Genomic DNA, 26,405 nt, shown 5'->3' on the forward strand with positions numbered 1-26,405 from the left:
TGGGCTAACAGATGGCGCCCATGGTAAAGAGTTTAGCTGCAGGTCGCCAGTAGGAATTTGACGGTTTTATCCGAATGTTTTTGCTGGTCGAACTGGACAAAGTGAATAGCAAAACGATTCCTGTGGCCACTTATCGTAGGATAACAGCCGTGTTCGGCATCCAGTTTGACTCTGACCAGTGACAGGCTTTGTTGGCTATCGCCTTGATAAAAGCCGGCATGAGCCACGGCATCTCTATATTCACTACTCATTCGGGTGAGTTGCAGTATCAGACTGATGGGCTGTAATAGGCTATTGAAATGGCTGGTCCATTGGCGAAACTCCTGGCTTCGCTCTTCCCAAGGCTTGGCCAGCCAAAAGTGGAGTTGTGGCAGGTCGAAGTTACAGCAAGCACCGGGCATGCTGAACCTCTGCCTGAGCGCCGATATAAATCTGTCTTGTTTTAACTGACTACCGGGGCGCTGTGGATGTTGTAGAGCTTCGCGGGCGAGGGAAAATTGTTCGAGATAATACTGGAGCTGCTGCTGATCGACTTGGTCTTGCTGTTGCCAGCTTTGCAGTTGAATGAGTTGACGGTCGATATCTTTAATAACTTCGCTGCGATAATCACAGCGTTCCGTGAGTTCACAGAGAGAAAAAAGCGGGTAGAAGCATCTGTGCTGATGATCTTGCTGCAAGTTATTGTCTAATTGATGGGCGAGATATTCCAGACGCAAATAGCTGCGGACCTTTTCATTGAGCGGCTGTTCGAATATCAGTTCTGTTGTATTCATGGATTTTGTCGTTCTGCCAGCTGTAAGTATTTATTATGCAGCGCCAGCACTTGCGACTGCAGCGCAGTAACATCTCCCTGATTATCAATGACATCATCCGCCTTATCGAGCCGGGTTTGGCGGTCGCTCTGGCTATTGATAATGTTTTGAACTTGTTCCTTAGACACCTTGTCACGCTCAATAGTTCGCTGCAATTGTAATTTGGGTGAAATATCTACCACCAAGGTGCGATGCACCAGTTTATCCAAGCCGTTTTCAAAAAGCAGGGGAACGACCATGATGACATAAGGGGAGCTTGCCGCTGCTATCTGTTGCAGCATACGGGTTCGTATCATGGGATGCAGCAGGGCATTGAGCCATTCCCTGTCTTGCGGATGATGAAATATTTGCTCCCTCAGCGCCGCTCTATTCAGATGGCCTTCAGGAGTCAGCATCTGAGGGCCAAATTTATCGCCAATTTGTCTGAGGCCATCTGAGCCCTTGGCGACCACCTCCCTGGCAATGATATCGGCATCGACCAGGACGATTCCCTGTTCGGCAAACAGATTGGCGACTGTAGTTTTGCCACTGCCTATACCGCCGGTGAGGCCTACAATAAAGTTTGCCATTTAAAGCGTCCCCAAATACCAATCAACAATCTGTTGTCCCCACACCAAGGCAACCCAACCAGCTACGGCAATATAGGGGCCAAAGGGGATGGGATTCCCCCGATTGAGATCCTTGAACAGTATGAGCAACACGCCCACCAAGGCGCCGACCAATGAAGATAGCAGGATAATCAGAGGTAGCATTTGCCATCCGAGCCAGGCGCCAAACAGTGCCAACAGCTTGAAGTCGCCATAACCCATGCCTTCCTTGCCGGTGACTAATTTAAACAGCCAGTAGATAGACCAGAGGCTCAAATAACCGGCTGCGGCACCTATGGTGGCATCGGTAATACTGGTAAAAGTGCCGGAGAGATTGATCAGTAAACCAAACCACAACAGCGGCAGGGTTATCTGGTCGGGCAATAGCATCTCATCCAGATCTATGCCGCTGAGAGCTATCAACCCAAAAGTGAGAATAGTGGCATAAACAAATTGCAGGGTCGGGCCAAAGTACCAACCCAGAGTACAAATGAGTAAGGCCGTCAGCAACTCGAATAGGGGATATCTGGCGGAAATATTCGTCTTACAGGAGGCACATTTGCCGCCAAGCAACAGGTAGCCGATTATGGGGAGGTTGTGCCAGGGTTTGATATGGGTTCCGCACTTGGGGCAGGCAGACTTTGGCAACAATAGATTATATTTGGGGGGATAATTATCTATTGGAGCATTTAACTTTGTTTCACCTATCTGTTTGACAAAGTCGGCTTGATATTCATGCAGGTACTGATTGCATTCCTGCTGCCATTCACGCTTCATCATTACCGGCAGACGATGGATCACCACATTGAGAAAACTGCCTATTACTGAGGCAAACAGAAAACAGAGAACAAGAAAGAGCCAATGATTGTGGCTCAGTATGGCAATAAATTCTGACATGAAATATTAAGCTGCCCTAAAATAATGGTTTCGAACCTACTGTTTTTATTATTACATTTTGCTGGATACCAATAACAGCATTAACCTACCACGTTACCCATTTGGAAGATAGGCAGGTACATACCAACGATTAGCCCCCCTACCAGGGTGCCGATAACCACCATCATAATAGGTTCAATCAGGCTGGAGAGGCCATCAACGGCATCATCCACCTGCATCTCATAGATATTGGCAATCTTGTTGAGCATATTGTCCAGTGAGCCGGACTCTTCGCCTATCATCACCATCTGGATCAGCATATCCGGAAACAGCCTGGTGGTGCGCATCGCCACGTTCATCTGCATCCCTGCCATCACTTCGGTACGCACATTTAACAGCGCCTTGCGGTAGACATAGTTACCCGAAGCCCCGGCGGCAGACTCCAAGCCATCGATCAGAGGTACACCGGCGGCAAAGGTTGTGGCCAAGGTGCGGGCGAAACGGGCCATGGCCCCTTTATGAAGAATTTCACCTATCAATGGAATTTTAAGCACCATTTCATCTATACGGTTTCGGAAATGCTCAGAGTTGCGATGGGCGCGCACAAATAGCCAAACACTGATGACAATGGCCGCCAGGAAAATATACCAGGTACTCTGCAGGGCGCGGCTGATATTGACTATCAACTGGGTAAATGCGGGCAGCTCGGCACCAAAGCCAGCAAATATGCTTTCAAATTGGGGTACCACAAACAACAGCAACAGTACGGTCACGGCGATGGCTACCACAACCACGGCCGCCGGATAGAACATGGCCTTTTTGATCTTGGACTTGAGCGCCTCGGCCTTTTCCTTGTAAGTGGCAATACGTTCAAAGACTGCATCCAGTGAGCCGGAGTGTTCACCGGCAGCGACCAAGTCGACATAAAGGTCATCAAAATAGACTCTATGAGGACGCAGGGCATCGGAAAGGGGAATACCGGCCTGAACATCGGCCAGCACTGTGCCCAGCAGAACCCGCATCCTATTCTTTTCATGGCCGCGGGCGATCAGTTCGATGGAGGTTACCAGGGGCACCCCGGCGGCCAGCATGGTGGCTATCTGGCGGGTGATCACCGCAATATCCATCGCTTTGATTTTTTTATCGCCACCAAACAGCGAAGCCGATTTTTTGCGTACCGTCTTGGGGTTGATCCCCTGACTTTTTAGCAGGGTTTTGATTTCGGCTATGCTGGCACCGCGCAACTCGCCGGAGCTTTGCTTGCCGTCGCGGTTGAGCCCCTTCCAGGTAAAGGTATAGATCTGGGGTTGAGCCTTGGCACCTTTCTTCTTGGTTTTATTGTTTTTGGCTGCCGCCGTTGCTGTTGCCATAATAGTTCCTTGCGATATGCCCTTTCAGCCATCTGCCGTTAATTCTAGTCAGATTCATCGGTAACCGCTTTGGCGATTATCCCCATCAATAACTGGTTACCCGGTTGACCTCGGCAATGCTGGTGACCCCCTGGATCACCTTCAGTAAGCCCGACAAACGTAGATCGCGCATGCCCTGTTGTTTGGCGGTGGCGGCAATTTGCAGTGAATTACCGCCTTCCATAATGGTTCGAGCTATTTCATCGGACATCTTCATCACCTCATAAATGCCGACCCGGCCCTTATAACCGCCGGAGCAGAGCTCGCAGCCACAAGGTTTATAAGGGGTAAAGCCCGCATCTATCTGTTGCTGGCTGAAGCCCAGCTGCAGCAACTCATGTTCGGGGATCTCCTCCGGTTGCCGACACTCGGGGCAGAGACGGCGCGCCAGGCGCTGGGCAATGATCAGATTGATCGAGCTGGCAATGTTATAACCGGGTACGCCCATGTTGAGCAGGCGGGTGAGGGTTTCGGCCGATGAGTTGGTGTGCAGGGTCGAGAGCACCAAGTGGCCGGTTTGTGCCGCCTTGATGGCGATTTCGGCGGTTTCCAGATCGCGAATTTCCCCCACCATCACCACGTCCGGATCCTGACGCAGGAAGGAGCGCAGTGCCGAGGCGAAGGTTAACCCGGCCTTGGTGTTGATATGTACCTGGTTGACCCCTTCGAGGTTGATCTCTACCGGATCTTCGGCGGTACTGATATTGCGCTCTTCGGTGTTGAGAATATTGAGGCCGGTATAGAGGGACACGGTTTTTCCCGAACCCGTGGGGCCTGTGACCAGGATCATTCCCTGGGGTCTTGCCAGCATCTCCAGATAGGCTTGTTTCTGGTCTTCCTCATAACCGAGTTTTTCGATCCCCAACTGCGCGGAAGAGGAGTCGAGGATCCGCATCACTATCTTTTCGCCCCAGAGGGTGGGCAGGGTGCTGACCCGAAAGTCGATGCTCTTGTTGCGCGACAGCCTCATCTTGATGCGACCATCCTGAGGCACCCGGCGCTCGGCGATATCCAGCTTGGACATCACCTTCAGTCGCGCCGATATCCGCCCGGAAAGTGAAATCGGCGGCTCGGACACCTCATGGAGTATGCCATCGATACGGAAACGGATGCGATAGCGCTTCTCGTAGGGTTCGAAGTGCAGATCCGACGCCCCCTTGCGGATGGCATCGGTGAGAATTTTATTGATATAGATGACGATGGGGGCATCGTCTTTGCCTTCGCTGTTGTCTTCCGGACGCTTGTCGGTGTCGGTGACTTCAATGCCGGCGAGGGACTCTTCGTCGAGGCCATCGAGCTCCAGCGAACTCAAGTCCTCTTCCAGCACTTTTTCCAGCGCCTTGGCTAATTTGTCCTCTTCGACCAGTATCGCCTCGGCATGCAGGCCGGCGCTGAACTGAAAGTCTTCCAGGGCGGCGATATTGGTGGGATCCGAGGTGGCGATATAGAGGCGGTTGCCGCGCTTAAACAGCGGCAGGCAGCGGTGCTTGTCGATCAGTTTCTTGTTGAGAAACTCTTCCGGAATGCTGCCGAGATCGAACTCGTTGAGATCCAGCAGTGGGGTGCCGTACTCCTCATAACAGAGCTCGGCTATGCTGCGGGCAGATAAAAGCTTACTGGCCACCAGGGTGGTGACCAGGGCTTGCTTGTCTTTTTGCGACTGCTTGATGGCCTCCGCCAGGCTGCTCTCATCGAGCAGCCCCTTACGGATAAATAGGGTCGATAATCCTAAATGGAGGCCGGTGGTGGGCATAGATTAAATTAACACCAACCTTCAGCGATACAAGTACTTGTAGCGTCTTTGTTCCATTTTACGCCATTGTTAGAGATTGTTCCTGTGAGTACATAATTTTTAGCCGTGGCGCCGATATTTTGTGACAATGCAGTAATCGTGTAGCCAGTTGTTCCGCTAGCCGCTACGGTGACTGATGCCACGTATTGCCCTACTTGATTTGTTCCCGCAGCTGCTGTACCGGCTGTTACACAAACATCTCCAGCTGCTGCTGCAGTTAAGCCATTTGATTGTACACAAACATCAATTGCTGTTTTCGCAGCACCAGTAGCTGCGATAACTTCAGAAAACTTAGCTTTGTTGGTATATGTTTGATACGCAGGCAGTGCGATGGCCGCCAGAATACCGATGATCGCGACAACGATCATCAATTCGATCAGGGTAAAGCCCTGAGCACGCTTGTTGAGTTTGATACCTTTCATTTGCTTTCTCCATTGTTGCCGTCTTGAGTGAATCGGTAACTTGATTCCCTGTTACTCGTATTCCTGTGATGCCTGTAAATATTCAGGCGGTCTTTCCCGGCTTGCCAGCTTAGTGGGGATGACCCCAAAGCCTATCTGGATCCAGACTCAATCAGTTCAGCAAAACTATTTAAGTTTATCGTATGTCGTTCCGGCAAACCGCACCTTAAGGATCCGAGTGTCTACTCTAAGCTGGGTTGTTACATTTGTAACAACTTCACATGCCCGAGGCAGACGCCCGGTTGGTTGGTTACCTTGTCGGTGAGGTTGGCCGAAGCGGCCATCTCGCCCGCTATAAAAGTTAGTATAAAGTTACTCAAAAGGGAATCTCTAAGTGGCGAAAAATGGCGTAAATACGCGGTAAAGCTCAAAATTGTTACATGAGTGCTTATCATGGTGGCAACAATATTTTGGCACTTGCTAAGAAGATGTCAGAGAAATGTCATTGTCAAAAAATGCAATACTGCATCATAGTGTCAAATTAAGCTTGTTAATATTATGTTTATTTGCCATTTCATGGTTTGGGTTGTTCGCCCGGGTGCTTGATGGGCTTTGGGGGTAAATTTAGACGAGTGGGAACCTTGGGTTATGGTGGGTGAGTGGTCAATCGGCTCTCTCGCTGGCAGATGCTCTGTGGCGGGGTGAGTCTGAGGGCTTAGCAGCTATGGGTTTAGTGGCTATGGATAGTGGTTTAAATGGATAGAGGTTTGAGTGAATAGAGGCTTGAGCGGTGGAATCGAGTCTGGCTGCGGTTGGCGATGTTAGCGTCGGCGAGCGAGCCCGGGGCGCCGGGGCTCGCTTATGGAGGCCGAAGTAGGAACTCGGGCCTTAGTTTTTAAGGCGCATGGAGAGGTCCATCGCCCGTACGTGCTTGGTCAGGGCGCCGACCGAGATGTAGTCCACGCCGGTTTGAGCAAAGGCGCCTATGGTTTCCAGGGTAACATCGCCGGAGACCTCGAGTTTGGCACCCAATCCCTTGGCTTTGAAGCTGTCGTTAAGCTCTACCGCTTGCAGCATCATGGTGATATCAAAGTTGTCCAGCATGACAATATCGGCACCCCCTTGCAGCGCCTCGGTCAGCTCCTGCAGGTTTTCTACTTCGACTTCCACGGGTTTTTGCGGGTGCAGCTCACGGGCTGCAGAGATGGCGTTGGCAATCCCGCCACAGGCCATAATATGATTCTCTTTGATCAGGAAGGCATCGAATAGGCCGATACGATGGTTTTTGCCTCCACCGCAGGTGACGGCATATTTTTGTGCCGTGCGCAGGCCGGGAATGGTCTTACGGGTATCCAGCAGGCGGCATTGGGTGCCGGCCAATTTATCATTGTAGACTTTGGTGAGGCTGGCCACGCCCGACAGGGTTTGAATAAAGTTCATCATGGTGCGTTCGCCGGTGAGTAACAGGCGTGCCGGCCCAGAAAGCTCACACAACAGCTGGTTGGGAAGCACCAGGTCACCATCGTCTACATGCCAGTGCAGGGCGACTTCGCCGCCGAGCTGGTTAAATACCTGTTCGGCCCAGGCTTTACCGCAGAAAACACCTTCTTCACGGGTAATAAGAGTGGCTTCGGCATACTTGTCTGCGGGGATCAACAGAGCGGTGATATCGCCCTCAGAGGCCTTTTGGTGGCCAAGGTCTTCGTCCAGAGCGGCTTTGACACTGACCCTGATATCATTTTCGAGCATGATGCGCGTCCTTGATTGACTCGGGATTGTTGGGGTAATGATTATTGCTAGATTAGCATAATAAGCCGGGCTGCTGGTATTGTGTTCGAGGCTTAACTCGCCGAGGCTTTAACCTCGGCAGATGATGAGATTAACCGGTATCAGCGGGCATTGCCGCCCTCAATGTTTGACGTTGGCGGCGATGGGTTGCTGGTGGCCGAATAGGAATAAGGGGGAGAGTCGTTGGTAAAGGAACAATGGCATGACGGCTGGTATCGGCAGGCAAACCACAGCCCTTCGCCTCATTTTAATCGTAGGCCCGATGCTGAGGTGAGCCTGTTGGTGATCCATAATATCAGTCTGCCGGCCGGCCATTTTGGTCTGCCTTATATAGAGCAGCTGTTTTTGGGACAGCTGGATGTAGCGGCCGATGCCAGTTTTGCCGATCTCAAAGGGTTGCAGGTGTCGGCGCATTTTCTTATTTGCCGCGATGGTGAGTTGCGCCAATATGTTTCGGTAGATCAACGCGCCTGGCACGCCGGAGTCTCCAGTTTTCAAGGTCGCAGCGGCTGTAATGATTTTGCCGTTGGCATTGAGCTGGAGGGCACAGATGATTCCGGCTTTACCGAGGCGCAGTATCATACTCTTATTACTCTGACTCAGAATTTACGGCTGGCTTACCCGGATATCAGTAAAGAGAGAATTGTGGGCCATAGTGATATCGCCCCGGGACGTAAGACAGATCCTGGCCCAGGATTTGATTGGCAGAGATATTTACAGGCACTGTGACGGCTGTGGATTTGGCATGGTCACTGGCCTAGATAGAGCAAGGAGAAGGAAAGATGGCACTGTTTTCCCTGTTGATCGCGATTATTGTTGAACGTTTGAAACTGCTGCCGGCTCGTTGGCAGTTGGACAGCGCACTGCTCTGGTATCAAAAGCAGATGTTTACCGACAGCCAGTTGAGTACTACAGGTGGCATGATGGTGGCGCTGTTATTGCCTGCGGTCACTGTGGCGGTGGCGCTATGGGTGGTGGATGGATGGTTTTGGGGCCTGGCTTCGCTATTGTTGTGGGTGGCGTTGGCGATAGTGTGTTTTTCCCATCAGTATCAAAGGCGTTTGTTCAAGCGTTATGTGCAGGCCGCCTGCCGTGGTGATGTGCAGGCCAGTTTTCATTTTGCCGGTGAGCTGGATTGCAGCGAGTGCCTGGATGCGGTCAGTGAGGGGGAACTCGGGGCTCGGGTGGGCCAGAGCGTGGCCTGGCTCAATTACCGCTATTATGGTGCAGTGGCGCTGTTCCTTATCTTATTTGGCCCGGTGGGAGCCGTGTTTTATTGCAGTGTGCGCTTTTTTGATGAAAGGCGTCAGCGTTTGAGTAAAGAGTGGCCCCTGGTACATACACTCTTGTATTGGCTCGATTGGTTACCGGCGCGGATTATTGGCTTTGGTTATGTATTGTGTGGCCATTTCAGCAACGCTTTTCCTCGTTGGTGTCAGTTGGCGTTGACACTGGATTCCCAGCCCAGAGAGATAGTGACCCAAGTGGCGCTGGCTGCCGAAACCCTGCCGGAAGATGAGGGAGTCCCTGTATCTGTTCAATCCACCCTGGCCTTGCTGGCTCTGAGTAAGCGTAATTCAACGCTGCTGATCACTTTGTTATCTCTGTTAACTATCTTTGGCCTGGTCAATTAACATTGATATCTATGACGGAAAGGGGATGTCAAACCTATGTTATCAGCGGGCTTGCCCAGAGATGGGAAAATTGGGCTATGCTCACACATCGTGAGATGACTTGATGTAGATCACCAACTGGACTTTGAAAGTGTGATTTGATAAAGTGCGCTCACTCATGATAATTGGTAAGACCAATTAACAATAGGAGCTGAGGGCCAGATGGCTTATAGCAAAATCAGTCAGCCAAAAATTTCTGATGTCATCATGAATCAGTTGGAGCAGATGATCCTGGAAGGCAGCCTTCAGCCGGGTCAGAAGTTACCTCCTGAACGCGAGTTGGCATTACAGTTTGAAGTTTCCCGTCCCTCACTGCGGGAAGCGATTCAAAAGCTGGAAGCAAAAGGATTACTGCTGCGCCGTCAGGGCGGCGGTACCTATGTCAAAGAACAGCTGTGGCAGAGTCTTGCCGATCCCATAGTCGAACTTATGCAGGGTGATCCGGAGAGTCAGTACGACTTGCTGGAGTTCCGTCATGCCACCGAAGGCATGATGGCTTACTTTGCTGCCCTGCGCGGAACAGATGCCGATATGCAAAATATCCAGCGGATGATCCAGGAAGTGGAAGACTCCGAGGGTATCGAAGCGCAAGCTGCTGCCATTGTGCATTTTTATCGGGCGGTAGCCGAGGCTTCACACAATGTTGCCATGCTGCACCTGGTGCTGAGTTTAACCCCTGTGCTACATAAAAATGTGGCGCAAAACCTGGAGCTTCTGAGCCGTCGCGAAGAAGCTTCATCCATGGCGAATAAACATAGGCGGGCCTTGCTGGCCGCAATCGTTCGCCGCGATCCCGAAGCTGCGCGTGAAGCATCCAATGACCACTTGAGTTATATCGAGGAAGTCATGTTGTCGGTACGCGAAGAAGATAGCCGGTTGCAGCGTAGCCTGCGCCGTTTGAAGAGCGGCGTGTAGCCCAAAGGCGGCAATGGCCCGCCTCAGGACGTCGCAATCACTATTAATACAATGTATAGAAGGACAGTGTCATGTCTGAAAATATGCTACAAGACTTGGATCCGTTAGAGACACAGGAATGGGTAGAATCCCTGCAGGCCGTATTGGAGCAGGAAGGCCCTGAGCGTGCTCATTACCTGTTGGAAAAGCTGATCGACAAGGCTCGCCGTAACGGTACTCACCTGCCTTACACTGCCACTACTGCTTACCTGAATACCATTCCGGCCTGGCAAGAGCCTCAAATGCCGGGCAATCAGGAGATGGAACGCCGCATTCGCGCCATTGTGCGTTGGAACGCGCTGGCCATGGTACTGCGTGGTTCCAAGAAAGATCTGGAGCTTGGTGGTCATATTTCCAGTTTCTCATCCAGTGCCACTATCTATGATGTGTGCTTTAACCACTTCTTTCGTGCTCCCAACGAGAAAGACGGCGGCGACCTGGTTTACTTCCAGGGCCATATTGCCCCCGGCATCTATGCCCGCTCTTTCCTCGAAGGCCGTTTGAGCGAAGAACAGCTGGCCAACTTCCGTCAGGAAGTGGATGGCAAAGGCCTGTCCTCCTATCCGCATCCCAAGCTGATGCCTGATTACTGGCAGTTCCCTACGGTGTCCATGGGTCTGGGACCTATCCAGGCTATCTATCAGGCGCGCTTCCTCAAGTACCTGACTGACCGTGGTATCAAGGATTGCTCCGAGCAAACCGTGTATTGCTTCCTGGGCGACGGCGAGTGTGACGAGCCGGAAGCGCTGGGTGCCATCGGTCTGGCCGCTCGTGAAGAGTTGGATAACCTGGTGTTTATCGTTAACTGTAACCTGCAGCGTCTCGACGGCCCTGTGCGCGGTAACGGCAAGATCATCCAGGAGCTGGAAGGTGAATTCCGCGGCGCCGGTTGGGAAGTGGTCAAGGTTATCTGGGGCCGTTACTGGGATCCATTGCTGGCCAGTGACACCAGCGGTAAGCTGCTGCAACTGATGAACGAAACCGTTGACGGTGAATACCAGAACTGTAAAGCCAAAGGCGGTGCCTGGACCCGTGAACACTTCTTCGGTAAGTATCCTGAAACCGCCGAGATGGTAGCCAACATGTCTGATGATGACATCTGGCGCCTGAACCGTGGTGGTCACGATCCGGTGAAGATTTACGCCGCGCTCGATAGAGCCAAGAAGACCAAGGGTCGCCCAACCGTTATTCTGGCCAAGACAGTGAAAGGTTATGGTCTGGGTGATGCCGGTGAAGGCAAAAACATTGCCCATAACGTCAAGAAGATGGACATTGAAGCCATTCGTCACTTCCGCGACCGCTTCAACATCCCAATCCCTGATGACAAGCTGGATGAAATCCCCTTCTACCATCCGGGACCGGACTCCGAAGAGGTTAAATACCTCAAGGAACGCCGTGAGGCTCTGATGGGTTATCTGCCTGCCCGTCGGCAGAAGTTCAGCGAAGAGCTGCAAGTGCCTTCACTGAAGATTTTTGATGCGGTTCTCAAAGGCTCCAACGGCCGTGAGATCTCTTCTACCATGGCCTTTGTGCGGGTATTGACCGCCTTGCTGAAAGATAAGGGCATAGGTAAGAAGATAGTACCTATCATCCCGGATGAGGCCCGTACCTTTGGTATGGAAGGTCTGTTCCGTCAAGTGGGTATTTATGCTCACGAAGGCCAGAAATATGTGCCTCAGGATGCGGATCAGGTCGCTTACTATCGTGAGGACAAGTCCGGTCAGGTACTGCAGGAAGGGATTAACGAGCTGGGCGCCATGTCCTCTTGGGTATCGGCTGCGACCAGCTACTCGGTCAATGATACGCCGATGATCCCTTTCTATATCTATTACTCCATGTTCGGCTTCCAGCGGATCGGCGATCTGGCTTGGGCCGCCGGCGACATGCGCGCCCGTGGTTTCCTGGTCGGTGGTACTTCCGGCCGGACTACGCTGAACGGTGAAGGCTTGCAGCACCAGGACGGTCACAGCCATATTCTGGCCAACACCATTCCTAACTGCATCAGCTATGACCCAACCTATGGTTATGAAATTGCCGTTATCGTTCAGGATGGCATTCGCCGCATGTATGGCGAAGATCAGGAAGATATCTTCTATTACCTGACCACAATGAACGAGAACTATGTTCAGCCTGAAATGCCACAAGGCGTGGAAGAAGGCATAGTCAAGGGTATCTACAAGTTGGAAAGCGTTGCCGGTTCCGGCAAAGGCAAAGTCCAGCTGATGGGTTGCGGCACTATCCTCGAGCAAGTACGCAAGGCGGCACAGGCGCTGGCGAAAGATTTCGGTATTAGCACAGATGTGTTCAGCGTTACCAGCTTCAACGAACTGGCGCGTGATGGCCAGGCGGTTGAGCGCTGGAACATGCTGCACCCAACCGAAACCGCTAAGGTGCCTTATGTAAGCACAGTGCTGGCCAAAGATGCGCCTGCCATTGTCGCGACCGATTACATGAAGATCTACGGCGAGCAGCTGCGCGCTTATGTGCCTTGTGACTACAAGGTGCTGGGTACCGACGGCTTCGGCCGCTCTGACAGCCGCGCCAACCTGCGTCACCACTTCGAAGTGGATGCCAAGTTCATCGTGGTTGCTGCGCTCAAGTCGCTGGTGGACCGCAACGAGCTGCCGGTAGATGTTCTGGCCAAGACCATTGCCGAATACGGCATCGACGCCGACAAGATCGACCCACAGCACGCGTAAGAGGGGAAGCAGAATGGCTGATATGAAACAAGTACTGGTTCCCGATATTGGCGGGGACGAGGTACAGGTTATTGAGATCTGTGCCAATGTGGGTGACAGCCTGGCGGCTGAAGACTCCATTATTACCGTTGAAAGCGATAAGGCGACCATGGATATTCCTGCGCCATTCGCCGGTGTGCTCAAAGAGCTGAAAGTGGCCGTTGGCGACAGCGTGTCTGAAGGCACCTTGATAGCCTTGATGGCTGCCGAAGGCGCAGAAGCGGCAGCTGTTGCAGAAGCGCCCAAGGCTGAAGCCGCGCCTGCTCCGGCTGCGGCCCCAGCTCCTGCTGCAGAACAGGCTGCGCCTGCAGTCGGTGGCAGCCAGGTCATTGAAGTGACAGTGCCGGATATTGGCGATGCCGCAGATGTCGATGTTATCGAAGTGCTGGTGAGCGAAGGTGAGGCTATCGAAGCCGATGCCGGTTTGATCACGCTGGAAACCGATAAGGCGACCATGGATGTCCCTTCGCCTAAGGCGGGTACAGTCAAGTCACTGAAAGTGAAGGTTGGCGACAAGGTTTCCCAGGGCTCTTTGGTGTTGCTGTTGGAAGTTGGCGCCTCTGCCGAAGCACCGCAAGCGCCAGCGGCTTCTGAAGCCGCACAACCGGTGGCCGCTCAGGCTGCCGCGCCTGCCTCTGTTGCAGTGAAAGAGATTGCGGTTCCCGATATCGGTGATGCTGCTGATGTGGACGTTATCGAAGTGCTGGTGGCGGTAGGTGATGAGATCAGTGCCGATCAAGGGCTGATCACGCTGGAAACCGACAAGGCGACCATGGAAGTACCGGCCCCCTTCGGTGGCAAGCTGGTTTCTCTGACCGTTAAAGTGGGTGACAAGGTGTCTCAGGGTAGCGTGATTGCCACGGTTGAGACTCAAGGCGCCGCGGTGGCTTCTGTTGCTGCACCGGCAGAAGCCCCTGCTCAGGCAGAGGTAGCAGCTCCGGCACCGGCGGCCGCGCCTGCAGCGCAGAGTCGTCCACCTGTGCCGCATCATCCGAGTGCGGGTGCCCAGCCTAACACAGGTGCGGTACACGCTTCTCCGGCGGTACGTCGCCTGGCCCGTGAGTTCGGTGTTGACCTGACTCAGGTGAAAGGTACAGGTCGCAAGGGCCGTATCCTCAAAGAGGATGTGCAGGCCTATGTGAAATATGAACTGTCTCGGCCCAAGGCCACGGCGGCGACTTCTGTCGGCGGCGGCAGTGGTCTGCAGGTTATCGATGCACCTAAGGTGGACTTCAGCAAGTTCGGTGAAGTGGAACAAGTACCACTGACTCGGATCCAGAAGATCTCCGGCCCTAACCTGCATCGCAACTGGGTGACCATTCCCCATGTGACTCAGTTCGATGAGGCTGATATCACAGAGATGGAAGCCTTCCGTAAGCAGCAGAATGAATTGGCGGCCAAGCAGAAGCTGAATGTGAAGATCACTCCGCTGGTGTTCATGATGAAGGCGGTTGCCAAGACGCTGCAGCAGTTCCCGGTATTCAACTCCAGCCTGAGCCCGGATGGTGAATCGCTGATCCGTAAGAAGTACTACCACATCGGGGTGGCGGTCGATACGCCAAACGGTTTGGTTGTGCCTGTGGTGCGTGATGTGGACAAGAAAGGCATTATCGAGCTCAGCCGCGAGCTGACCGAAATTTCGATCAAGGCCCGCGACGGCAAGCTTAAGGCGGCCGACATGCAAGGCAGCTGCTTCACTATCTCCAGCCTGGGGGGGATCGGCGGTACCGCGTTTACGCCTATCGTCAACTATCCGGATGTGGCGATTCTCGGGGTGTCCAAGTCTGAGATCAAGCCGAAGTGGAACGGCAAAGAGTTTGAGCCAAAGCTGATGTTACCACTGTCACTGTCATACGATCACCGGGTGATCGACGGGGCGATGGCGGCACGCTTCAGTGTCACTCTGTCAGGTATCTTGTCCGATATTCGGACAATGATCCTCTAACACAACAGGCTGCCCCTCGGGGCGGCCTTTTGTTTATTGTGATCAGTGTCAAACACGGGTTAAAATGCGCCCACCTTACGAGACAAGCACTTTCGAGCTGGCGCATCGCAGGTTGGGATGGCTGTCCCCAACGGAATGAAAGAAATCAGAGGAAAAAATGAGTAACGAAATCAAAACTCAGGTAGTGGTATTAGGTGCTGGCCCTGCTGGCTATTCTGCGGCTTTTCGCGCGGCAGATTTAGGCCTGGAGACAGTGATTGTTGAGCGTTTCAGCACTCTGGGTGGCGTATGCCTGAATGTGGGTTGTATTCCTTCCAAAGCCCTGTTGCATGTAGCCAAAGTGATTGAAGAGGCCAAGGCGGTATCGGATCACGGCGTTGTGTTCGGTGAACCAAAGATCGATCTCGACAAGCTGCGTGGCTTTAAAGAGAAGGTGATTGGCCAACTGACCAATGGTCTTGGCGGCATGTCCAAGATGCGTAAAGTGAAGGTGGTTAACGGCTTCGGTAAGTTCACCGGCCCTAACAGCATTCAGGTGCAGGGCGCCGATGGTGAAACCACAGTGGTTAACTTTGACAACGCCATCATAGCTGCCGGATCTCGTCCAATTCAGCTGCCTTTCATTCCTCATGAAGACCCTCGTATCTGGGACTCTACCGATGCACTGGAACTGAAAGAGATCCCAGGCAAGATGCTGGTGATGGGCGGCGGTATCATAGGTCTGGAAATGGGTACTGTTTACTCGTCTCTGGGCAGTGAAATCGACGTGGTTGAAATGTTCGACCAGGTGATCCCAGCGGCCGACAAAGATGTGGTGAAGATTTTCACCAAGCAGATCAAGAAGAAATTCAACCTGATGCTGGAAACCAAGGTGACAGCGGTTGAAGCCAAAGAAGACGGCATTTATGTGTCAATGGAAGGTAAGTCGGCACCTGCCGAGCCAGTGCGTTACGACGCTGTGCTGGTGGCCATTGGCCGCACTCCCAATGGCAAGCTGATCGATGCCGACAAGGCTGGGGTCAAGATTGATGAGCGTGGCTTTATCAATGTCGACAAGCAGCTGCGTACCAATGTGGCCAACATCTTCGCCGTGGGCGATATCGTGGGTCAACCAATGTTGGCTCACAAAGGTGTGCATGAAGGCCACGTGGCCGCCGAAGTGATTGCCGGTATGAAGCACTTCTTCGATCCTAAGGTCATCCCATCCATCGCTTACACAGATCCTGAAGTGGCTTGGGTTGGTCTGACTGAGAAAGAAGCCAAAGAGCAGGGCATAGCTTACGAAACGGCTACCTTCCCATGGGCCGCCAGCGGCCGTGCTATCGCTTCCGATGCCAGCGAAGGTATGACCAAGCTGATTTTCGATAAAGAGACTCACAGAGTCATCGGTGGCGCCATTGTGGGTGTCAACGGTGGTGAGTTGCTGGGCGAAATCGGTCTGGCCATCGAGATGGGTTGTGATGCTGAAGATCTGGCGCTGACCATTCATGCTCACCCGACTCTGCACGAGTCTGTAGGGCTGGCGGCCGAGATCTACGAAGGTTCAATCACAGATCTGCCGAATCCAAAGGCAAAAAAGAAAAAGTAATTCTCTGAATGGGACCTTGTTCCCAAGCAGTGTCGAAAACAGGCCCAGTTAGCTGGGCCTGTTTTTTTGTGCCTATTTGGCTATTTGTAAAAGTATTGTTGTTTTTAAGATGAAATTCAGCAATCTAGCTGGTAAATTCAAGACTGGTCACCAGGGTTATTCATCAGCCGATGATTAGAAAGTTAGTCACTATTTTTCTAGGGTTATCACTCTGCCTTTGTTTCGGGGCTGCACCCACCTATGCCGATGAACTGGTTCAAAGGGTGTTTTCTTCCAGAGACGGTTTGATCAATACCAGTATTCTCGACATCAGTATGGATGAGCGGGGATTTATCTGGCTCTCCACCGAGCAGGGGCTGTATCGCCTCAGCAATGCCAACATTCGCCGTTTGGATCGCAATGGCCTGGAATCACGAATGGCCGACGAGTATCTGCCATTGGTTCAGTCTCTTGGACAGCAGCAGATGCTGGTGAGTACGCTGTCGCACGCCTATCTCTACCATATAGCCGATAACCGTTTTAGTCAGTTTGGCAGTGATGAACTGTTCCCCGATTATCAAGGCGGTGGGGTTGTGAAGAGCCTGAAGTTGGCTAATGCCGATTGGTTGTTATTGACTGAAAAGGCTCAGCTCTGGCGCTTGAGTCAGGATCTGCAACAACTGCAGAAGTTGTTTGAGCTGCCCTATGACAGAGATCTGCTCTGGAGCCAGGTATTGCAGCTCGATAGCGGTGACTTGTTGTTGGGCCACGCCTACGGGGTGGAACTGAGATCTCAGGATGGCAGAGTCGTTAAACGTTTACCCTGGCAGGAAAGTTACGGCCGCCTCAACGCCCTGTTTATCGACAGTCATAAACAGATCTGGATGGCGGCCAGTAAAGGGGTATTTCGAGTCGATTTACCGGCTAACAGCATCATTCCCGTGGCAGAAATCCCCTTTTTTACCAGTGTGATCACCGAAGATCTCCACGGAAACCTATGGATTGCCAGTAAGCAAGGTTTGCTGAAATGGTCTCCCAAGACTCGTCAGTTGAAACAGTTTAAAGAACAGTTGAAGCTCAAGGCCGGTATCGAATATATCAATGCCTTGCTGGTCGATGCCAATGGCTTACTTTGGGTCGGCGGCAGCGGACATTCCTTGGCTGTGGTGGCCGATTCCCCAGATTTTTTACTGGATAGTTTTAGCGCCTCTGAGCCTTACAAGCTCAGTGATGAGATGGTTTGGACCATCTTGGCCGACAGTGAGATGTTGTGGCTGGGAACCGACTCTGGGCTATTGGCGGTCAATAGACACACCCAACAGAGCCAAACCGCGGTGCCTCAGGGGATGGAGCTCAATGACAGTATCTACAAGATAGATAACCTGGATTCGGAGCACCTGTTGCTTTCCTCCACCAATGGTTTGTTTGTGATGAATAAACAGACCCTGAAGGGGCAACCCCTGGGAGATTGGAACGGCAGTGGTCAGTCACTGAGTCATAAGACAGTCTTCAATACTCTGCATGAAGATAATCTTTGGTGGTTTGCGACCAGTAATGGCCTTTATCAATGGGATCAGACTAGTGGCAGTATGACTCACAAGAGTCTGCCAGGTGCCGAGCATAGCGGTAATAATCGGTTGATTTATGGTGTATACCGCGATAGCCGTCGGCGTTTGTGGCTCGGTGGTAATAAGTCGTTCGGCTATCTGGAACAGGGCGGCGGTTATCGTTCGCTGGAGACGGTATTCGACGAATTGCCGCATATGCCGACTGTGAGTCAGTTACTGGAACTGAGTCCGGATCGCTTCTGGCTGGCGACTCGCCAGGGGGGCTTGATTGAGTTGGACTTACAGACCATGAAGGTACGTCGGCTGACCCAGGAATGGCAGCTGGACTGCAATACGGTGTTTTTCCTCCAGGACACCGGGGATTATAGAGTGGTGGGTTGCACCTATGTCTTGATCCGCCAGGATAAGCGCAGCGGGCAGCTCACTGTATTCAATAATGATGACGGCTTGGTGGGCAAAGAACTCAATGAAGGGGCCTATTTCTTTGAGCCGCAACAGGGGCTCTATGTAGGCACCCCGGATGGGGTGATGTTGCTCGATGTCGATGCCATGGTGAACCGTATCCCCCGTCATGGCGCCATTCTCGAATCTATTGCCGCCTACTATGACAACAAGACGGAGCTGAGTTTGGTGCCTGTACCCGGAAAGCGCATTGCTCCGGGAGCCCGCATGCTCAGCTTTCAGTTGACCAGTATGGATTACCTGGATGATGCGCCTATCAGTCTCAAATACCGTTTGCGGCGGCCGGGGGAGGAGACTCTGAACTATTTGCTGCTGGATAATCAGTCCCAGATCAACCTTTCAGGGCTGACTCCCGGCGCTTATCAACTGGAGGTGCTTAGCCAAAATAATGGTCTCTGGCAATCAGAAGCCTTTCGCTTTCCTTTTTCTGTTGACCAGTTCTGGTGGCAGAGTCAGTGGTTCAAGGGGTTGTTGTTACTCATTGTACTGGCAACGATTTTCAGTATCGTGCTGTTGCGTCAGCGTCAGGTGCAACGTTTTATGACCATGAACCTGGCGCTGCGCCAGAGCGACGACAGGCTGAGGCAGTCGCTGAAGGGCAGTGAGTCGGATCTCTGGGAGTGGCGCCGTGATACCGGCCAGTTTCACTTGGACAATCGTGGCGGCGTGCTTGGCAATGAAAATGACCTTATTCTTATCGACATAGAACAACTGCCGGTGCATCCGGACGATAGGGCTGCCGCCTTGGTTGAGTGGCAAAGACTGCTCGAGGGTGAGAGCGACAGGTTCGAGACGGAATACCGGTATCTGCGTCGTGACGGCAGTTGGGGCTGGCTCAGGGTGCGTGGCCGGGCCGTGAGTCATGACCCGGTTTCCGGCAAGGTCAGCAAGGCCGCCGGTATCTACTCCGACATTACTATCAAGCGGCAACTGGAGGATGAAGTCGAATTGCTGGCTCAGGCGTTTGAAAACACCTCAGAAGGGGTATTTATTCTGGACGCCGAAGAGGTAATTAAAGTCGCCAACCGCGCCGCAGAGGCGATAGTCGGTCAGGACAGACAAAAGCTTCAGGGACAACACTTTGGTAAGTTAGTGGTTGGTGAGCATTTCCATAAAGATAATGTCGCGGCCCTGCTGCAAGAGAAGGACTCCTGGACCGGCGAGCTTGAGATCAAGGGGGTTGCCGGGTCGCGCTGCCCCGTGTGGCTCAATATCTCTCTGATGCAGGATCGCAAGGAGCGGGTGCAACACTATGTGGTGGTGTTCTCCGACATCACTGAGCGCAAGCGTACCGAAGCGGATCTGCGCCGCCTGGCCAACTATGACGTGCTGACCGGCTTGCCGAATCGCTCGCTGTTTGCCAACCGTTTGCAGCAGGCGATAGAAGGGGCGAGTGATAAGCAACAGAAACTGGCCTTGCTGTTTTTGGATCTGGACAGGTTCAAGTATGTCAACGACTCCTATGGTCACAGCATGGGGGATGCCTTGTTAGTCGAGGCCGCCAACCGATTACAGTCGGTAATGGAGCAGGAGCAGGTGTTGTGCCGCTTTGGCGGTGATGAGTTCGTAATCCTAGTGAACGATGTTGAGATAGATAAGCTCAATCGTTTGTGTGAGCGCCTGTTGGCGCAAATAGCGCAGCCGTTTGAACTCTATGGGCGGGAGTTTTTTATTTCCACCAGTATCGGGATCAGCATCTGGCCCGATGATGCCAGACAGCCCGAGGCGCTGATCAAGAATGCCGATCTGGCCATGTATCACGCCAAGGAAGAGGGGCGGGGTAATTTCCAGTACTACTCCAGTGATCGTAATGCCGAGGCCTTGTATCACCTGCGTTTAGAGGCGGATTTACGTCATGCCATAGAGCAGGACCAGTTTGAGCTCTATTACCAGGGTCAGTTCGATGTCAAGGAACGGCAAGATTTTATCGGTATGGAAGCCTTGTTGCGTTGGCATCACCCGACGGAAGGCTTTGTACGGCCGGATATTTTCATTAAGGTTGCCGAGTCCTGTGGTTTGATTGTCGCCATCGACCGTTGGGTGTTGCGCCAAGCCTGCGAGGATGGGGTTCGCTGGAGCCAGACTAGTGCCCGGCCGTTTAAGTTATCGGTGAATGTCAGTGCGATGCATTTCCGCCACCCGGAATTTATCAGTGGTGTGCGCAAGATCCTCGAAGAAACCGGAATGCAGGCGCAATATCTGACTCTGGAGATCACCGAGGGGGTGCTGATGAAAGAGTTGCAGATTGCTCGCCAGCATCTGCAACAGCTCAGGGCCCATGGCATAGAGGTGGCGATTGATGACTTTGGTACCGGCTACTCCTCTTTGGCTTATCTGCGCCACTTTGAAGTCAACACTCTGAAGATAGATCGCTCCTTCCTCAAGGATATTGCCAGTAATAGCGCCGATCAGGCGATAGTCAGCAGTATCGTCGAGCTGGCCCGTAACTTGGGACTCAAGGTGGTTGCCGAAGGAGTGGAAACTCGGGAGCAGTTGCAACAAGTCACGCAGAGGGGATGCCATGTTATTCAGGGATATTATTTTGCCAAGCCGGTGCCTGCCGCCGAGTTGACATCCTGGTTTTATGAATAGCCATCCATAACGGTTGTTTATGCTCTTTTAGAGCTTTCTCTTTACTGTAAATTCTTTGTTAGAATATGTCGTCTCTGATTCTGGAATGCTTGCAAGGTATGAAGACCTCTCTGCGCTTATTGGTTTTGATTGGCACTCTATTGAGTGTGGCCGCGATGGCGGCTGAACGTCCCAAAGTGGGGCTGGTTCTCAGTGGCGGTGGCGCCAAGGGCGCGGCGCATGTCGGAGTGCTCAAGATGCTGGAGGCCAACAATATCCCAGTCGACTATGTCGCCGGTACCAGCATAGGTGCCTATGTGGGTGGTCTCTATGCGCTTGGCTACAGCGCCACAGAAATAGAGATCATCATGATGAATGAGGACTGGTCCAAGGGATATTCGGATACCATTCCTCGCCAGGCCATGAGCTACCGGGATAAACAGCAAAGGGATCAATACAATATTCCGCTTAATCTGGGGATACGTGACGGTGAGGTGCAGTCGCCGAGTGGGGTGCTTTTGGGGCAAACCATGTCGCAACTGTATCGCAATACCACAGATCTGGTGCGGGAGTTCAACAGCTTCAACGAGCTGTCCATTCCCTATCGGGCGGTGGCGACAGATTTGGAAACCAGTTTGCCTGTGGTGATCAGCAGTGGCAGCCTGGTGCAGGCGATGCAAGCCTCGGCTACCGTGCCGGGAGCGCTGCAACCGGCCGAAATTGATGGCAAGTTGCTGGTGGATGGGGGCATTGCCAATAACATGCCGGTGGATGTGGTCAAGGCCATGGGCGCCGATGTGATTATTGCCGTCGACATAGGTTCACCTCTGGTGAAGAAAGATCAGCTCAACGGCACAATAGCGGTGTTGAACCAGCTGTCGACCATGTTGACCAATGCCAGCACAGAGCGGCAAAAGGCCTTATTGACCAAGGACGACATACTGCTACGCCCTGCCATAGATAAGCTTAGCACCACAGACTTTACCGACATGCCCAAGGCGCTGGAGGCCGGAGTGACGGCCGCGGTACAACATACCGCCAGACTGAGTCAATTGGCTGTTTCCCCCGAGGAATACCGCGCTTATGTGCAGCAAAAGCGTGAGACCAGTCGAGGTTGGATGGATGAGCTGGATCGTCCTGTGATTCGTATCGTTCTCGACAACCAATCCAAGGTCAGTGACTCGCTGCTCAATGATATGCTGGAGATCGAGGTGGGCGATAGGGTCAGCAAGCAAGAGTTGAATGACAGCATCGCCCGCCTATACTCGCTGAACAAGTTTGAGCGGGTCAGCGCCGAATTTCAGGATACTGCCGAGGGTAGGGTGTTAACCGTGACCACCAAGGCCAAGTCCTGGGGGCCCAACTATTTTCAATTTGGCTTGAATTGGGAGGACGATTTCTCACTGGATTCGGCGGTGACTCTGGATGGTGCCGTGACCATGACAGACTTGACCGAAAATGGTGGTGAATGGCGCAACGAGCTGAAGATGGGCTTCGAGAAGCTGATAGGTACCGAATTTTACCAACCTCTGGACAAAGATCAGCAGTTCTATGCCCGCGCCCGTTACCAGTATGAGATCAAAGGTTGGGATGTCTTTGATGCCAACAAACTCTACTTTGAACTGGATCGCAAGAGTCACAGGGTCGACCTTGGGTTGGGGTACAACTATGTCAAACAGGGGCGAGTGGAGTTGGGGCTCACCGCAGAGTCCGGGATTGTCTCCAATGATGCCTTTTTCGATGATCTTAAGTTCAATACTTATGGTGCCTACTTCAAGTTCGGCTATGACACTCTGGACAGCATCAGCTTTCCCACCTCGGGTAACCGTTTCACCCTGAATGTCTATCTGCGCAATGAAGAGTATGAAGAGGGAGAGTTCAAGACAGATCCCGAGCAGTCGCTGCAGATAGAAGCCGACTGGAAGGGGGTGGTCAGTGTCGGCAGTCATTCTTTCGTCGGCAAGGCGTCCTATGCCACTGTGGATAAAGATGGCAACTTTACCCTCTATGTATCGGACCTCGGCGGTTTCTTGAATCTCTCCGGCTACCACAAGAACTCCATCGCCGGCGCGCAGAAGGTTTTCGGTGCCTTTATCTATCAGTATGATCTTGGTCGCGATGCGCTGGGGATGCAGGACTTCCCCCTGTATCTTGGGGCTAGCTTGGAGGCGGGTAACGTTTGGGGCCTGGATGAGCATGTAATGTTTAACGATCTCATCTATTCCAGCAGCTTGTATCTGGGGACAGAAACCCAACTGGGCCCTGCGGCGCTCGGCTTTGGTTTCAGTGATAACGGGGAAAAAGCGGTTTACCTGTTTCTCGGCAAAAACTTCTAAGGCGGGCATCGCCTGTCAGTGACCCGCTCTGTAGTGTTCATAGATATTTACAAAAATCCACTACAGACTGGTCACAGGGAGTGCTAAGGTTTTAAGCTGACATGTTTGTAACAATATAACTATTTGAACAATCACAGATTCGGGGATGAAAATGAGCAAAATAAGCACCCTGGCATTGGGCGTCGCCCTCAGCCTTGGTCTGGCTTCCTGTGCCAGCCAGCAAGCGCCACAGTCGCAAGTCGAAACCCAAAAGGTCTCGGGTATTGAGCTGGAGAACTTTGACCATCAAGTTCGTCATCAGGACGATTTCTACTACAGCGTCAACGGTAAGTGGTTGGCCACTACGCCTATCCCGGCCGACAAATCCAACTATGGTGCCTTCTCTGTTCTTTACGAAGAAAGCCAGGCGGCCCTGAAACAGATTATCGAGGAAGCCGCCGCCAAGCCCAATAAGGCCGAGGGTTCAGTGGAGCAGAAGATAGGCGATTTCTATGCCGCCTATATGGATACCACTCTGACAGACCAGTTGGGGATCGCGCCGCTCAAGGGGCAACTGGCCGATATCGCCAAGACTGCCAGCCACGCCGATATTGCTGCGCTGATGGGCAAGCTATTGACCGATGGCTCCGGCGTTCCCTTTGGTTTTTACGTCAACAACGATGCCAAGAACTCCAGCCAATACGGGGTTTACCTGTACCAGAGCGGCCTGACTCTGCCGGATCGTGATTACTACCTCAAGGACGATCCCAAGTTTGTCGCCAATCGCGAAGCGATGCGTGAATATGTCCGCAAGCTGATGAGTGCCGCAGGCTACCCGCACGCCGATGCCGCCGCAGCCAATGTCGCCAACATTGAACTCTTTATTGCCCAGAGCCAGTGGAGCCGGGTCGAGTCTCGCGACGCCAACAAGGCCTACAATAAGATGAGCCTGAAAGAGTTGCAGCAGCTGATGGGCGACTTCGACTTCGACGGATTCGCCAAGGCCGCAGGGCTTACCGGCAAGACCCAGGACGTGATAGTGCGTCAGCCTTCCTACTTTGAGAAGCTGGGCGCCGAGTTCGGCAATTTCCCTGTCTCGGCTTGGCAAGACTACTTGGCATTCCATCTGGTGGATTCCTATGCAGGCTTGCTGAGCCAGCAGTTTGTCGATCTGCATTTTGATTTCCACAGCAAGACCTTGATGGGTATTCAGGAGCAAAAACCACGCTGGAAGCGGGCCGTCGATGGCGCCGATCAAGTGATTGGTGAGCTGGTGGGTAAAGAATACGTTGCCCGTCACTTCCAGCCTGAGGCCAAGGCGCGGATGGAGTCGATGATTAAGAACTTGATCAAGGGCTTTGAAGTCAGCATCAATGAGCTGGAATGGATGACCCCCGAGACCAAGAAAGCGGCTCAGGAAAAACTGTCCAAGTTTACCTACAAGATAGGTTATCCGGACAAGTGGAAGGACTACAGCAATCTGGAGATCAAGGCCGACGATCTGGTGGGTAACTACCAGCGTTATGCCCGTTTCGAGTACCAGGACATGCTGGCTAAGCTGGGCAAGCCAATCGATCGCACTGAGTGGCACATGACACCGCAAACAGTGAACGCCTACTACAACCCTGTGATGAACGAAATCGTGTTCCCGGCCGCCATTCTGCAGCCGCCTTTCTTCAACATGGAAGCCGATGATGCGGTGAACTATGGTGGTATAGGCGCGGTGATCGGCCACGAGATCAGCCATGGTTTTGATGATCAGGGCGCCAAGTATGACGGCGACGGTAACCTGCGCAACTGGTGGACGGACAAAGACCGCGAAGAGTTCCAGAAGCGCGGTGCGCAGCTGTCTGCCCAGTACAGCCAGTTTGAAGCTCTGCCAGGCAAGTTCGTCAACGGTGACTTGACTCTGGGCGAGAACATAGGCGATCTGGGTGGCTTGACCGTTGCCCTACGCTCTTATCACCTGAGTCTCAACGGTAAAGAAGCGCCGGTAATGGATGGCCTGACCGGCGATCAGCGTTTCTTCGTCGGTTGGTCACAGGTGTGGCGCCGCAACTACCGTGATGAGGAGCTGGGGCGTCGTCTGCTGACTGACCCGCATTCACCCAGCCACTACCGCGCCATGGGCACTCCCCGCAACGTGGAAGGTTTCTACAAAGCCTTCGACCTCAAGCCGACTGACAAGATGTATCTGTCGGAAGAGGACAGAGTGAAGATCTGGTAAGGTGGATTATCAGAAAACAGAGCCAGGCAGATGCCTGGCTCTGTTGTATCTGGCGGTTTATAGGGTATCCAGCAGTGTCGGCAGGGCTTCCAGGTTATCACGCTGATAATGCGCCGCAGCCCAGCGGGGATCCTGGCGCTGCTCGGCTGCCGGGACTATTAAGGTCTGCATATTGGCGGCGCGAGCGGCTATCAGGCCGTTGAAAGAGTCTTCCACCGCCAGACAGCGGCTCGGCGCCAGTGCCAGTTGGGCGGCGCAGGAGAGATAAACCTCTGGGTGGGGTTTACCGAGTGGATAATCCTGTGCCGATTGAATCGCATCGAAGGCTTCTGTGATGGCGAGTTTGCCAAGCACGGCATCGATAATATCCCAGGAGGAAGAGGTGGCCAGACCCACTTTCAGGCCTCGACTACGACAGGCACTGAGGGCATCGACAACGCCGCGCATGGGCTTGCCATCGCGGCGGATATAGGCGATGACTGCCGCTATGATTTGCTCGGCGATATATTGAGGATCTACTTTGACCTCGGGAAAGCGCTGTAACCAGAAGTCCACCACTTGATCGATTCGCAGGCCGGTGGTGAGCGCAATGGCCTCGCGGCTGACTGTCATTCCAAGCGAGTGTAAAACCTGATACTCGGCTTGCTGCCAGACGGGTTCGGAATCGATCAATATTCCGTCCATATCGAAAATAACGGCCTGAATGCTGGGTGCTTGCAT

The 26,405-nt window shown here is 52.9% G+C and carries 17 protein-coding genes; 9 read left to right on the plus strand and 8 right to left on the minus strand.

Going from position 1 to position 26,405, the window contains the following annotated elements; all coding sequences use genetic code 11:
• Positions 1–32 precede the first annotated feature (32 nt).
• From zapD to nadC, 7 genes are all read right to left on the minus strand, one after another.
• The gene (gene zapD / locus K5621_RS02005; RefSeq protein ID WP_100142959.1) at positions 33–773 is read right to left on the minus strand and encodes a cell division protein ZapD; all 741 of its coding nucleotides are present in this window, start codon (positions 771–773) and stop codon (positions 33–35) included.
• A complete protein-coding gene (gene coaE, locus K5621_RS02010; RefSeq protein ID WP_100142960.1) occupies positions 770–1,381 on the minus strand; it encodes a dephospho-CoA kinase in 612 nt (203 codons plus the stop codon). The genes zapD and coaE overlap by 4 nt, the downstream gene beginning before the upstream one ends.
• Positions 1,382–2,296, minus strand: coding sequence for a prepilin peptidase (locus K5621_RS02015; protein WP_100142961.1), 915 nt, complete (start codon positions 2,294–2,296; stop codon positions 1,382–1,384).
• A gap of 80 nt (positions 2,297–2,376) precedes the next feature.
• Positions 2,377–3,645, minus strand: coding sequence for a type II secretion system F family protein (locus tag K5621_RS02020; RefSeq protein WP_221050286.1), 1,269 nt, complete (start codon positions 3,643–3,645; stop codon positions 2,377–2,379).
• A gap of 85 nt (positions 3,646–3,730) precedes the next feature.
• Positions 3,731–5,437: a type IV-A pilus assembly ATPase PilB gene (gene pilB, locus K5621_RS02025; protein ID WP_221050287.1), complete on the minus strand. Its 1,707-nt coding sequence runs from the start codon at positions 5,435–5,437 to the stop codon at positions 3,731–3,733.
• 8 nt (positions 5,438–5,445) lie between these two features.
• Positions 5,446–5,898 (minus strand): pilin, encoded by a 453-nt coding sequence (locus K5621_RS02030; protein WP_221050288.1) that lies wholly within the window; start codon positions 5,896–5,898, stop codon positions 5,446–5,448.
• An 867-nt stretch (positions 5,899–6,765) separates the two neighbouring features.
• Positions 6,766–7,626, minus strand: coding sequence for a carboxylating nicotinate-nucleotide diphosphorylase (gene nadC / locus K5621_RS02035; RefSeq protein WP_100142965.1), 861 nt, complete (start codon positions 7,624–7,626; stop codon positions 6,766–6,768).
• 222 nt (positions 7,627–7,848) lie between these two features.
• On the opposite strand from nadC, the gene ampD reads away from it, so the two are divergent.
• The 9 genes from ampD to K5621_RS02080 all read left to right on the plus strand — a co-directional run bounded on the left by ampD (position 7,849) and on the right by K5621_RS02080 (position 25,685).
• Entirely contained in the window at positions 7,849–8,394 is a 546-nt protein-coding gene (gene ampD / locus K5621_RS02040) for a 1,6-anhydro-N-acetylmuramyl-L-alanine amidase AmpD (RefSeq protein WP_221050289.1), read from the plus strand.
• Between the two features lie 53 nt (positions 8,395–8,447).
• Positions 8,448–9,299: a beta-lactamase regulator AmpE gene (ampE, locus tag K5621_RS02045; RefSeq protein WP_221050290.1), complete on the plus strand. Its 852-nt coding sequence runs from the start codon at positions 8,448–8,450 to the stop codon at positions 9,297–9,299.
• Positions 9,300–9,500: 201 nt separating this feature from the next.
• Positions 9,501–10,253 carry a pyruvate dehydrogenase complex transcriptional repressor PdhR gene (gene pdhR, locus K5621_RS02050; RefSeq protein ID WP_221050291.1) on the plus strand — a complete coding sequence of 251 codons (753 nt, stop codon included), beginning with the start codon at positions 9,501–9,503 and terminating at the stop codon, positions 10,251–10,253.
• 71 nt (positions 10,254–10,324) lie between these two features.
• Complete coding sequence (gene aceE / locus K5621_RS02055; protein WP_100142969.1) at positions 10,325–12,991, plus strand: pyruvate dehydrogenase (acetyl-transferring), homodimeric type; 2,667 nt, start codon at positions 10,325–10,327, stop codon at positions 12,989–12,991.
• 13 nt (positions 12,992–13,004) lie between these two features.
• The gene (aceF, locus tag K5621_RS02060; protein ID WP_221050292.1) at positions 13,005–14,975 is read left to right on the plus strand and encodes a dihydrolipoyllysine-residue acetyltransferase; all 1,971 of its coding nucleotides are present in this window, start codon (positions 13,005–13,007) and stop codon (positions 14,973–14,975) included.
• A gap of 157 nt (positions 14,976–15,132) precedes the next feature.
• Positions 15,133–16,563 (plus strand): dihydrolipoyl dehydrogenase, encoded by a 1,431-nt coding sequence (gene lpdA, locus K5621_RS02065; protein ID WP_100142971.1) that lies wholly within the window; start codon positions 15,133–15,135, stop codon positions 16,561–16,563.
• 170 nt (positions 16,564–16,733) lie between these two features.
• Complete coding sequence (locus tag K5621_RS02070; RefSeq protein WP_221050293.1) at positions 16,734–21,164, plus strand: EAL domain-containing protein; 4,431 nt, start codon at positions 16,734–16,736, stop codon at positions 21,162–21,164.
• A gap of 98 nt (positions 21,165–21,262) precedes the next feature.
• Entirely contained in the window at positions 21,263–23,479 is a 2,217-nt protein-coding gene (locus K5621_RS02075; RefSeq protein WP_100142973.1) for a patatin-like phospholipase family protein, read from the plus strand.
• A gap of 151 nt (positions 23,480–23,630) precedes the next feature.
• Positions 23,631–25,685 (plus strand): M13 family metallopeptidase, encoded by a 2,055-nt coding sequence (locus K5621_RS02080; protein WP_221050294.1) that lies wholly within the window; start codon positions 23,631–23,633, stop codon positions 25,683–25,685.
• A 57-nt stretch (positions 25,686–25,742) separates the two neighbouring features.
• On the opposite strand, the gene hxpB is transcribed toward K5621_RS02080, so the two are convergent.
• Positions 25,743–26,405: a hexitol phosphatase HxpB gene (gene hxpB / locus K5621_RS02085; protein WP_221050295.1), complete on the minus strand. Its 663-nt coding sequence runs from the start codon at positions 26,403–26,405 to the stop codon at positions 25,743–25,745.

Source organism: Shewanella carassii (assembly GCF_019670705.1).
In the GTDB taxonomy this organism is placed as follows: domain Bacteria; phylum Pseudomonadota; class Gammaproteobacteria; order Enterobacterales; family Shewanellaceae; genus Shewanella; species Shewanella carassii.